The 11522-nt window shown below is 61.1% G+C and carries 11 protein-coding genes and 1 pseudogene; 3 read left to right on the forward strand and 9 right to left on the reverse strand.

The annotated features are described in order from the left end of the window. Positions 1–369: 369 nt before the first annotated feature. Entirely contained in the window at positions 370–1980 is a 1611-nt protein-coding gene (locus tag SB753_RS28565) for a 3-(methylthio)propionyl-CoA ligase (protein ID WP_410803225.1), read from the forward strand. Between the two features lie 39 nt (positions 1981–2019). Here SB753_RS28565 and SB753_RS28570 read toward each other — a convergent pair. The 6 genes and pseudogenes from SB753_RS28570 to SB753_RS28595 form a co-directional block, all read right to left on the reverse strand. Further along, a pseudogene (locus SB753_RS28570) lies at positions 2020–2703 on the reverse strand (sodium:solute symporter family transporter); the annotation flags it as partial. A gap of 118 nt (positions 2704–2821) precedes the next feature. After that, positions 2822–3052, reverse strand: a complete 231-nt coding sequence (locus tag SB753_RS28575) for a DUF485 domain-containing protein (protein WP_410803023.1) — start codon at positions 3050–3052, stop codon at positions 2822–2824. Continuing rightward, a complete protein-coding gene (locus tag SB753_RS28580) occupies positions 3010–3132 on the reverse strand; it encodes a hypothetical protein (protein ID WP_410803025.1) in 123 nt (40 codons plus the stop codon). The genes SB753_RS28575 and SB753_RS28580 overlap by 43 nt, the downstream gene beginning before the upstream one ends. A gap of 80 nt (positions 3133–3212) precedes the next feature. After that, positions 3213–3467 carry a hypothetical protein gene (locus SB753_RS28585; RefSeq protein WP_410803027.1) on the reverse strand — a complete coding sequence of 85 codons (255 nt, stop codon included), beginning with the start codon at positions 3465–3467 and terminating at the stop codon, positions 3213–3215. Between the two features lie 86 nt (positions 3468–3553). Further along, a complete protein-coding gene (locus SB753_RS28590) occupies positions 3554–4981 on the reverse strand; it encodes an aldehyde dehydrogenase family protein (RefSeq protein ID WP_410803029.1) in 1428 nt (475 codons plus the stop codon). A 191-nt stretch (positions 4982–5172) separates the two neighbouring features. Further along, positions 5173–6369, reverse strand: coding sequence for a helix-turn-helix transcriptional regulator (locus tag SB753_RS28595; protein WP_410803031.1), 1197 nt, complete (start codon positions 6367–6369; stop codon positions 5173–5175). A gap of 265 nt (positions 6370–6634) precedes the next feature. Between SB753_RS28595 and SB753_RS28600 the strand changes: the two genes are divergently transcribed. Both SB753_RS28600 and SB753_RS28605 read left to right on the forward strand, forming a co-directional pair. Further along, positions 6635–7975, forward strand: coding sequence for a UbiD family decarboxylase (locus SB753_RS28600; protein WP_410803033.1), 1341 nt, complete (start codon positions 6635–6637; stop codon positions 7973–7975). Beyond that, positions 7972–8601, forward strand: a complete 630-nt coding sequence (locus tag SB753_RS28605; protein ID WP_410803035.1) for a UbiX family flavin prenyltransferase — start codon at positions 7972–7974, stop codon at positions 8599–8601. Before SB753_RS28600 ends, SB753_RS28605 begins: the two co-directional genes overlap by 4 nt. 118 nt (positions 8602–8719) lie before the next feature. Here SB753_RS28605 and SB753_RS28610 read toward each other — a convergent pair whose 3' ends face one another. From SB753_RS28610 to SB753_RS28620, 3 genes are read right to left on the reverse strand one after another with little or no spacing between them, the layout of a single operon-like run. Beyond that, the gene (locus SB753_RS28610) at positions 8720–9637 is read right to left on the reverse strand and encodes an ABC transporter permease (protein ID WP_410803037.1); all 918 of its coding nucleotides are present in this window, start codon (positions 9635–9637) and stop codon (positions 8720–8722) included. After that, the gene (locus SB753_RS28615; protein WP_410803227.1) at positions 9634–10416 is read right to left on the reverse strand and encodes an ABC transporter ATP-binding protein; all 783 of its coding nucleotides are present in this window, start codon (positions 10414–10416) and stop codon (positions 9634–9636) included. Before SB753_RS28615 ends, SB753_RS28610 begins: the two co-directional genes overlap by 4 nt. A 50-nt stretch (positions 10417–10466) precedes the next feature. Next, positions 10467–11516 carry an ABC transporter substrate-binding protein gene (locus SB753_RS28620; protein ID WP_410803039.1) on the reverse strand — a complete coding sequence of 350 codons (1050 nt, stop codon included), beginning with the start codon at positions 11514–11516 and terminating at the stop codon, positions 10467–10469. Positions 11517–11522 lie beyond the last annotated feature (6 nt).

Below are 11522 nucleotides of genomic sequence, written 5' to 3' on the forward strand. Positions count from 1 at the left end.
CACCACCCTGTTGCGAAACACTGTGCCCGCCAGGGTGCCATTGCTGATTGGTTCGGTCGGCACGGGCGGCGCAGACGACTTTGAGCTTTAGCAACATTATCCTGTCTGGAGTGGTCGAGGAAGCCAGTCAGATTCCTCTCGCGGTACAGGCGGCGAGGAGCGCGTCGATGGCGTGAAGGCCGTTCGCGATAGCCTTGGGTTAGCTACGCGGCCCACGCAGTGAGATGCAGCACTACGTGAACCATGCTGGTTCACAAACCTTGCGAACCAACGATTCAAATATCGTACGCGGCCATTCCCCTTCAGGCGCCTCGTATGCCTCATTCCATCTTGTTGGCAATAAAACTGCGCTGTTTAGGAGTCGAATACATGGAGCTGTTAGGCCAGATGATGCACTTCCCCATGCTGCTCTCGTCGATCATTCAGGCGGCCGCTCGGCAATATTCTGATGTCGACATTGTGTCCCGTCGCGTAGAGGGCGACATTCATCGCTACAACTACGAAGACTGTCACGTCCGCAGCAAGCAGGTAGCCCAGGTCTTGATTAAGCGCGGTATTGGATCCGGTGATCGTGTCGGCACCTTGGCGTGGAACGGCTACCGGCACATGGAGCTCTACTATGGGGTGAGCGGCATCGGGGCTGTGTGCCATACGATCAACCCTCGCCTGTTTCCCGAACAAATCGAGTACATCATTAATCACGGCGAGGATCGATACGTCTTTTTTGACGCGACGTTTGCGACGCTGGTCGAACAGATAGCGCCAAAGTGTCGGAATGTCGAGAAGTGGGTCATGTTGTGTTCCGAGGACGCGCTGCCTCGCGATTTTTCAGTGCCGCTTGAAAGCTACGAGTCACTCATTGCGCAACATGCGCCAGACTTCGCCTGGCCAAGCTTCGGTGAAGAACGCGCGGCGATGCTCTGCTATACGTCCGGTACTACTGGCGATCCGAAAGGTGTGTTGTATTCACATCGGTCGCTTACGCTAATGGCGTACGCATCAGCGTTGCCCGATGCGTTGTGTCTTTCGACCAGAGATACCGTCGCGCCTGTCGTCCCAATGTTCCATGTTAATGCGTGGGGCATCCCCTTTTCGGCTCCGCTCGTGGGGGCTAAGCTTGTCCTTCCCGGCGCCAAGCTGGATGGGGAATCACTGTCCACGCTCTTTGCGGAGGAAGGCGTCACGATGTCTGCTGGGGTGCCGACAGTATGGCTTGCTTTCGTTGAGCATCTTGCACGTACCGGAAGGCCATGTAGTACCCTTCAACGGGTAATCGTCGGAGGTGCCGCCTGTCCACCGAGCCTCGCGGCAAGCTTCAAGAAGCTTGGGATTCGCGCCGTGCATGGATGGGGAATGACGGAGACTTCACCGTTAGGTACGGTATGCACGCCCTCAAGGGGCTACGGCGAAAAAGCGCCCGAAGAACAGTTGCTGACTGACTCGAAACAGGGCCGAGCCGTGCCTGGGATCGAACTGAAAACGGTCGGACCCGACGGAGCTGAACTCCCACGTGACGGGCGAACAAGCGGGGAACTGATGGTTCGAGGACATTGGGTGGTCGAACGCTACTTCGGCGCATCTGCTTCTGCTCTCAGTGACGGGTGGTTCGCCACAGGAGACGTGGCAACTATAGACGAGGATGGCTTCCTGCATATCACGGATCGCAGCAAGGATGTTATCAAATCGGGCGGCGAATGGATTTCCTCCATAGCCTTGGAGAATATCGCAATCTCCCATCCGGAAATCGAGGCCGTCGCCTGCATTGGTCGGGCGCATCCGAAGTGGGACGAACGCCCTATCTTAATAGCAGTGCGCAAAGATGGTAGTTCGATTTCTGTCGAACAACTGCTCGAGTTTTTTGCGGGTAAGGTCGCCAAGTGGTGGTTGCCGGACGACGTGAGATTTGTGGAGTCTCTGCCTTTTACGGCAACGGGAAAAGTGAATAAGCTCACGTTGAGGCAGCAATTTGGACATCGCTGAGGGGCAGTCTATCGGTATGCGGTCGAGTGCGAGCGACAGGGACGAGACCGGATCGGAAAACAGACCGCCCGGACCCATGATCGCCGTGCCGCCCGCATGCACCTGCACCGCTTGCTGCGCGAGCGTCTCGAAGTCGAAGCGGAAAGGCGCGAGCGCGAGAATCATCAGCAGCGTCGCACCGAACATGATGAGCACCGCCTTGATGAGCTGCACCCACGTCGTGGCAAGCATGCCGCCGAACGTGACGTACACGATCATCAGAACGCCTACCGCAATCACCGCGTAGTTGTATGGCAGGCCGAACATCAGCTGGACCAGTTCGCCTGCGCCCACCATCTGCACGATCAGATAGAAGGACGCCACCGTCAGCGAGCCGATCGCCGCCATGCAGCGCACCCCGACGTGATCGAGGCGATACGCGACGATGTCGACGAAGGTTTAGCGGCCGAGATTGCGCTCGCGTTCGGCCATCAGCAGCAGCATCCCCGGCCAGCCGACGAAAAAGCCGACGCAGTAGAGCAAGTCGTCGTAGCCTCGCGCGTAGACCAGACTCACGACGCCGAGCATGGTCGCCGCCGACAGATAGTCTCCCGCGACCGCGAGCCAGTTTTGCATACCGCTGATGCCGTCGCCCGCGGAAAGAAAATCCTTCGCGGTGCGGGTGCGCCGCGCGGCCCACCAGGTAATTGCGAACGTCACGCCCACGAACGCGAGGAAGATCACGATGGCCGTCGCATTCAACGTCCGGCCGCTGGCTGCCTGCGCTGCCGCGCGTCGCGCGACAGCGCGACGAGAGCAGCGCAAACGGACATGATGCCAATGTGTTTTATGCAATCTCCGATCATCGCGCCACCTCGTCGAGAAGATGCGCGCTCAGGCGATCGAACGTGCTGCTGGCCTTGCGCACGTAGATCCAAGTGAGGATCCAGCCGAGCACGAGAATTGCCACCGCCAGCACGACGCCGACGGGCTGGCTGTGCCGCGTTCGACGGGTAGCCGCAACACCCGGCCAGAACGCGACCAGCGCGATCAGGATAAATACGCGATCAGACCGATCGGCATCAGCGACCACACCAGTCGCGCGCGTCGACTGACGAGCTCCTTGAAGAGCGCGTGCTGATTCGTGCGCTCGGCGATTTCCAGATTGTTCATCAAGATGTCTCGTCCAGAGCGTCAGGCGCGAATGCGCTGACCGTCATGTTTGTATTTGCAACGCGATCGGCGAACGCGAGCTAGATAGATTTGCCGCGCGCGATCGATTGCGACAACCCTTCTTTCCGGCGCTGCTGGAAGGACTCGGAAAGATGGCTAAGCTGGTGCGCGTCGAAATGCGCGGTTATTGCTGCACGAAGCCCTTGCATGTCGAGTCCGCGATTGATCGAGCGCTTGACAAGCATGATCGCGAAGGCGTCGCCGACGGCGATCTTGCGGGCCAGTGCCATCGTTTCGTCGCGCAGCGATTCTCGCGGCGCGACGCGGTTCACCATAACGGCGTCGCGGACTTGATCGGCGCTCATTTTCGCGCCCGTGGAAGAGGAATTCCTTGGCCGCGCGCGCCCATCAACCAACGGGCTTAACCCGCGTTTTCCGCAAGTTTGTCGAGCGACGCAACCTCTCCCTCGTTCGCGAGCAGCGCGCGCTTGCGAACGTACCGCATGATGCTCGTCGCGCCATAACGCGACCCGCCCATGCCCGACTTCCTGAACGCGGTTTTCTCACCGTCGAACATCATCACACGCGGCAATTCCGTGTCGTTGATACTGACGCCGCCCGCCTCCATCTTCGTCGCGAAGTCGCCGGCCGTGTGTGTGTCAGGACCAAACACCGCTCCGCTCAATCCGAACATGGAGTCGTTCATCAGGCGTTCGGCTTCAGCATCATCATTAAAGCGCATGACGGGCACGATCGGACCAAATGTCTCTTCCGTCATGAGGGTCATCCTGTGGTCGACGTTCGTTACCACGGTCGGGTCGATCCACACAGCGCCGTTGATTCGTTCACTCCTGCCGCCGAGCACGATCGACGCGCCCTTGTTCACCGCATCGTCCAGCTGGGCGTCTATGATGGCCGCCTGCTTCTCGAAAATCATCGGACCGTAGTGGCCGCCGTCACCCGCCGCGTTGCTGCGCTTCAATGCGGCCGCCTGGGTACGCAATTCCTCGACGAGTGCGTCGTGCAGCGAATCGTGCGCATATACGCGCTCGATCGCATAGCAGACCTGCCCCGAATTGTAGAGCGCGCTGCGCAGAATGCTGGTCGCGGCCCGCTTGACGTCGGCACCCGCGAGCACCACCGCCGCATCCTTGCCGCCAAGTTCGAGGAACGCTGGAATGAAGGCCTGCGCGGCCGCGACTGCAATCTTCTGGCCGGTCGGCACACTGCCGGTAAATACCACGGCGTCCGACTGCGCGACGATCGCCGCGCCCGTCTGCGCGCCGCCTGTCACGAGCGTGATGATGCTCGCGAGCGCCGGCACGGCCGCGATGCTCCGGCGCAGCGGCTCGATGAAGCGCGGCGTCACTTCGCTCGGCTTGATGATGACGGCGGCTCCCGCGACCAGCGCGGCGATCGCGTCGATAAAGGACAGCACCAGCGGGAAGTTCCAGGGGCTGATTATGCCGACGACCGGGTAGGCCGCGTACGTAACCTTGAACACGATATCCGGGTGCGCTTCCAGCTTGCGGAACGGCGTGGCCAGAACGGTTGGCGCATGCTCGCAGAAACCGTGGATGAAGTGGATCACCGCACCCAACTCTTCCGCGGAAATGCGGTGGCGAGCCGTATCGATCGACAGCGCCGCCACCACTTCCGCTCCATTCCTTTCGAGCTCGTCGGCCCAGGCAAGCAGCGCCTTCGTGCGATACGTCAGACCGCCCTGTGCCCAGGCGTGTTGCGCTTCGCGAGCGGCGGACACCAGAGTGCCGATGCGCGCTGCGTCCATATCGTCGATTTCATAGTCAAGCTCGCCGGTGCGAGGGTTGCGAACTGCGATAGATGCCATCGTGTTTCCTTTCGTTGCGTGGTATTGCCCGCGAGAAGCGGGTCATTCGGACATCGCGAGCCGTGCTTCAGACACACGATCTGTTTGACGATGACCGATGCTAGCAACGCAGAAACACAACGAGTACCATGCGCGAGGCAATCCGGCCGAATTCCTAAATCAAAGTGCGTCGCGCAAATGCAGGTGGCGCGTCAACGTTGTTCCGGCGCCGTCTTTTCCGCGATTTCGTTCACGCCGTGGCCCGCAGCCTGCCGCGCGATTTGGCGCACGCGCTCGCTGCCGCATTGAGACATATCATTTGCCGCGGTATGCGAAATGACCGGTCCGTGACTAAGCGGACTCGCGAGACGGCGCGCATCTTTCGGCGCAAAGCCGAAGTAGTCGCGAAATGCCGCGGTAAAGCTCGTCTGATGCTGATAACCCACCGCAAGTGCGACTTGCCCCACCGGCTGACGTTCATCGACCAGCAGATGCAACGCATGGTTCATCCGGCAACGATGTCCATAGTCGAAAATCGTCATGCCGTAGAGAAACTTGAAACCGCGCTTGAGTTTGGATGCATTCGTGCCCACGACACGAGCCAGTTCCGGAATGGTCGGCGCGTGCCGCAAATCCCCAACGATCATTTCGCGTGCCTTCTCGATGAGCCGTAAGTCGCGCGCCGAAAGCGTTTCACCCGGTTTGTCGGCATTCAGATGCGCGAGCCACATTTCGATGCACGCGCACAGGATCTCCGTGCACTTGCCGTCGAGATATAGCATCTGGCGCGCGCCGCGATACGGCGACGCAAGCAACTGCTCCGCAATATGCAGCGCTTCCACACTGAAAGGCATCTGCCGGTTATAGATCTGATCGAAGCCGACTGCGGCCAATTCCGCGCGGATTCGATCAGCTTCGCCGCCCAGGGAGCGCAATAGCCTGTCGAAATACCGCTGCGTGACATAAAGCCCAACCGACTGCCACGGGCCCGGTCCGCACGTGACCTGGTAGCGCACGTCCGCGCCTTGGCGGCACACCAGCAGATTGGGCGCGTTGACCTGGAGATTGCCTGTGTCCGAGAAGTCGACACTCGCAGGACCCGACAGTGAAAAGTGAAACTCGACAAACGACTCGGGCAGCACGCTCTCCGAGCGGCTATGCGCGTAGTTGCAGTCGGACACGACAATGAAAATCTCGTCCCGAATGCTCGCCATGCGCCACACGCCCTCCTCCGCATCACCCGGCACCGGAACAACTGCGCCATACAGGCCGAATTCCGGCACGCTGATGCAATCCGGCCGCGTGCGCAGCGCGTCGAACGCTTCGGTGAGCCGCGATTGCTGCCCGGCTAGCGAGGTGCGAAAGAGGCCTCGCGGCAGACCCGCGGGCATTCCAGGAAGCGTCGGCATATCGGACTCCAGAACCAGAGAACCTGGCGAACTGACTATGCGATTGACCGCATCGCAGACGTCCCTATTATTGCCCCATCAAAAAAAAGCCGCCCCTAGTGCGTTCCCGACTTCCGCGGCCCGGTGACACGTGTCGCCGATAAAAAACCGTTTTGCCTAGATCGGTGTCCCGATCGCCCATGTCCCCCTCGATCTGGCGCAGGTATAAGTAGCCCACACGCGGCAATAGCCGCGACAAGCTCTTACCCATGAGGTCCGCCTTACCATGAGACATTACCTTTCCCGGCTGCGCGCACGCGGCGAACTATTGACCGTGACTCGCGAAGTCGATCCGCGCCATGAAGTCGCCGCCGTCGCGCGCCGTCTGCAGCAGGAAACAACGCGGCCCGTGCTGTTCGAGAACGTACGCGGCAGCCGTCTGCCCGTTCTGCTCAACCTCTATACCGACCACGACCGGCTGCGCGAAATTATTCGCTGTGAAGAGAACGAAACGTTCTGCGCGCGTCTCACGCGAGAAATCTCACTCGCCGCTCAGCTCGACACGCCGGTAGAACGCGTCGCGCCGCCTGCGGACTGGGTCACCGGCAAGCTCTCCGATCTGCCGGTCCTGACCCATCACGAGCGTGACGGCGCACCGTACGTCACCGCCGGAGTCTTTCTCGCGAAGGACCCCGACAGCGGGCGCAGCAACCTGTCGTTTCATCGTTCAATGGTGGTCTCGGACAACGAGTTGCGAATCCGTCTGGGCAGCAGCCATGATCTCGCACAGTTCCAGCAGCGTGCGGAGGCGCGCGGCGAAGCACTGGAAGCCGTCATCCTTCTCGGCGCCGACCCCGAAATATTCATGAGTGCCTGCGTATCGCTGCCTCCGGACGCCGACGAACTGGCACTGGCGGCAACCATGCGCGGCGGCCCCATCGCCGTGCGCCCCGCCTATACGGTCGGTATCGATGTCCCTGTTTCGGTGGAGATCGTCATCGAAGGGCGCATCCTGCCGAACGTGAAGCGGCCAGAGGGTCCGTTCGGTGAATTCATGGGTTACTACGTCGAGGTGGGCGACAATCACGTGTTCGAAGTCACGCACGTCGGCTGGCGCGAGGGTGCCGTCTATCAGGGGCTGATCTGCGGCTCCGACGAAGATTTGCGTCCGCTCGAAGCCGCTACGGCCGCACGCATCTACAAGGCGATTGCGGGCCAGGTGCGCGGTGTGCTCGACGTGAGTTGCCGTCCCACGGTGATGAACACGGTCATCAAACTCGACAAGCAATACGAAGGGCACGCGCAACATGCGTTGCTGGCCGCGCTTGGCTCGCACCTCGACTACAACAAGCTCGTTATCGTGGTGGACAAAGACGTGGACATCTACAATATGGACGAGGTCATATGGGCGTTTCTCACGCGAGGCCGCGCAGACACCCGCACGATGGTGCTGCACGACGTACCGGGCTTCTACCGCGACGCGCACAAGGATCATTGGGGCCGGCTCGCACTCGACGCCACCAAGCCCTGGGGACGCGAAGCCGAATTTGAGCGCAAGTCGATTCCCCGCATGCAGCAGATCGTGCTCGACGACTATCTGCCGCATTTTTCGCGGCTCGCGTCATGAACGCGCGCATGGACGGTCATGACGGCGGCGCGGGCGAACGGCAACGGCGCATCGTGGTCGCGATCACGGGCGCGACTGGCGCGATATACGGGGTGCGGCTTCTGGCAGCGCTGCGTGCATGTGGTGCAACCACGCACCTGGTCGTGTCGCGCGCGGGTTGGATGACCCTGGCCGACGAAACGGGTTGCGACCGCGCCGCGCTACGCGATGCTGCCGACGTTTATCACGACCAGAACGAAGTGGGCGCCAGCATCGCAAGCGGCTCGTACCATCACGACGGTATGGTGATCGCACCGTGTTCGATGAAAACACTGGCCGCTGTCGCGCACGGCTTCGACGACAATCTCGTTGCCCGCGCGGCAAGCGTCGCGCTAAAGGAGAGGCGCAAACTCGTTCTGCTTGCGCGCGAGACACCGCTGACGCTGGCTCATCTGCGTAACATGACGCTTGCGGCAGAGATGGGCGCAGTCGTCATGCCGCCACTGCCCGCGTTCTACGCAAAGCCGGACAGCATCGACGCGATGATCGACTATACGGTGATGCGGGTGCTCGATCAGTTGGGCATCGCGTCAGACAAACCGTACGCACGCTGGCAGGGACTTGCGGTATCGCTCGCGTCGCGTTGATGTGAACGGGGCTGCTTGCCTGCCTGATGCGAAATAGCAGGAATGGAAAGGCCCGGAATCAAGGTTCCGGGCCTTTGACTTTGCTCCGTTAACACGTGCCCGGCCAGATGCGATGAAACTACGCCCTCGCGGCGACCGCCGACGCTTTCCTGCCGTTGCCGCCGCGCTTCTTGCGCGCCGCCATCGAGAGCAGCGTGACGAGTACGAAGAGCGCGGTAACGAGCTTCAGATCCGAAGGCTGGAAGCCGATGGCGAGCACGATCGAGATGAGCTGGAAGTAGATGATCGAGCCGAGGATCGGCGCGAGCACCTGGCGCAGCATCGAACGGTTGCCCACCACCGCTTCCCCGAGCAACAGCGCGGCAAGCCCATTGACGAGCACGCCAAAGCCCATGTTCACGTCGGCGAATCCCTGGTTTTGCGCGAGCATTGCGCCGCCGAGCGCGGCGAACAGGTTGGCGAGACCCAGGCCAATCAGCGTATAAACCTTCACGTTGATGCCCTGGGCTTTGGCCATCGACGGACTCGAACCGATTGCACGCATGGCGAGACCGTGTTGCGTGCCGAGAAACCACAACACGCCCACGCCGACCGCCGCATCGATTACCGTCAGCATGAGAATGCGCGGCAAATAACCGCCGCCCGCATCCGGCAGCCACGAAAACACGCTGGAATAGGCAAATAGCGCCGAGTTCGGCTGACCCATCACGCGAATATTGACCGAGTACAGCATCGACAACACCAGGATGCCGCAGAGCAGCGTATTGATCTTCGCCTTCTCATGGATGTAGCCCGTCAACACGCCCGCGACGAAGCCGGCGAGCGCGCCTCCCAACAGCGCCATGACCGGATCGAAGCCGACGATCAGCAGCTTCGCGCACACGCATGCGCCGAACGGAAACGCGCCTTCGCCCGTCATGTCCGAGAAGTTCAGAATGCGGAACGGAATCATGATGGCGACGGCGATCAACGCATACGTCAATCCCTGCATCATGCCGACCGGCACGAGGCCGATAAAACCATTGATCAGATTCATGCGTTCACCGTACGTGCCAATGCTGGCTCTTCATTGAAGGTTGCCATGAGCTTCTCCATTGTCATGGCGCGTTTGGCGTCGCCGGTCAGATCGCCGACAATGCGCCCGTCGCGCATCATCACGAGGCGATTGCCGTAATCGAGCGCGTGCTGCATGTTGTGCGTCACCATCAAGGTGGTGAGGCCGGTTTCACGTACCACCTGCTCGGTGACACGCATGACGATCGCCGCCGTGCGCGGGTCGAGCGCCGCGGTGTGCTCATCGAGCAGCAGAAGCTGCGGGCGCTGCAGCACGGCCATCAGCAGCGAGAGCGCTTGGCGTTGGCCGCCCGAAAGCAGCGACGCCTTCGCCTTCATGCGCTTCTCCAAGTTAAGGTCGAACGACGCGATCCGTTCGCGGAACGCGTCCGATTGCGACCGCGTAAGGCCGCGTCCGAAGCCACGCTTGAGCCCGCGCAGATTGGCGACCGCCAGATTTTCTTCCAGGCTCAGCGCGGCTGCCGTACCCACGGAGGGGTCCTGGAACACACGTGAAATGTACCTTGCGCGCTGGTGCGTAGGCAGCGACGTGAGATCCTTTCCGTCGATGGCGATCACGCCCGAGTCCTGCAGCACTTCACCGGCAAGCATGTTGAGAAACGTCGATTTGCCGGCGCCGTTGCCGCCCACGACAACGGCGAAGTCACCCGCCTGAAGCTTCAACGAAACATCGGTCAACGCGATTCGCTCGTCTACCGTGCCCGGATGAAAGGTCTTGCTGATCTGTTCCACGGACAGCATGGGTATGTGTTTCTCACGCATGGTCGTTACCTTTGCCGTCCGATGGTCTTTCAGTCGATGAAGCATGTGCAATCCTCAAAAGACTTGGGCACCGTCAGGCCAAGTTTTGCAAACTGGCTGCGGCTGATCTGGGTCACATAATCGGTCCTGGCTGGAAGCATGACCGGCATTGCGGTGGTTTTCTCGCCCTTCAGCGCGCGCACGGCGACACGAGCCGCGTTCGCGCCCACCGATTGCAGCGAGACCGCATACGAAGCCGTCGCCATGCCTTTCTTGATGGCTTCGGTTTCCGAGCTGATCACAGGCACCTTCATACGCTGCATGCTGGCCGCGACGGCGGGAATCGCTGACTGCACGAGGTTCGAGCCGGTAATGTAGACAAAACCCACGCCGTTGAGCAATTGCGCCCGTTGCGTGATGTCGTTCACGCTATCCACGCTGACCGGCTTGAATTCGAGGCCGGCGCGCCTGGCGGCGGCTTCGAGCGCGTGCGTCGTGACGACGTCGTTCGCCTCACCGGGGTTGTACAGCGAGCCGAACGACTTGACACCGGGCAGCAGCTTCTTCGCGAACGCCAGCACGGCATCGAAATCCTGCAGGTCCGACGAGCCGTTGAAGCGGTCGCTGCCGTGCTGCCAGTCCGGCGTGAGGCCCGCGGCGACCGGATCGGTGACTTCGGTGAAGATCAGAGGGATCGACCGGTCTGTCACGGCTGCGCGCGCCACTTGCGAAACGGAAGTGGTCACGGTGAGGATGAGCGCCGGATTCTTCGTCAGGATTTGCGAGAACATCTGCGGCATCAGCGCCTGCGTGAAGTTGGCATCGCTGTACGCGTAGTTCACGTTTTTGCCTTCCACGTAACCTTCACGGGCCATTTCGTCCTTGAAGCCCTGGATCGTTCTGGCCAGCGACGGATGCGGTCCAAGATTGGCGATGCCGATGGTTATCGGCGCACCTGCGGGTGCCTGCGTCGAGGCCGACTTGGCCGGCGTCGCAAGAAAGCCGGCCAAGGCGGCGAAAACGGCAATGGCGGCGAGCGCGGCCCGGATGGCGTGCCGCGCAACTGGCTGGCGTCGGACGGTGCGGATTGAGCCCTTCATTCTGGT

The organism is Paraburkholderia sp. SIMBA_053, assembly GCF_046534895.1.
Lineage (GTDB): Bacteria > Pseudomonadota > Gammaproteobacteria > Burkholderiales > Burkholderiaceae > Paraburkholderia > Paraburkholderia caledonica.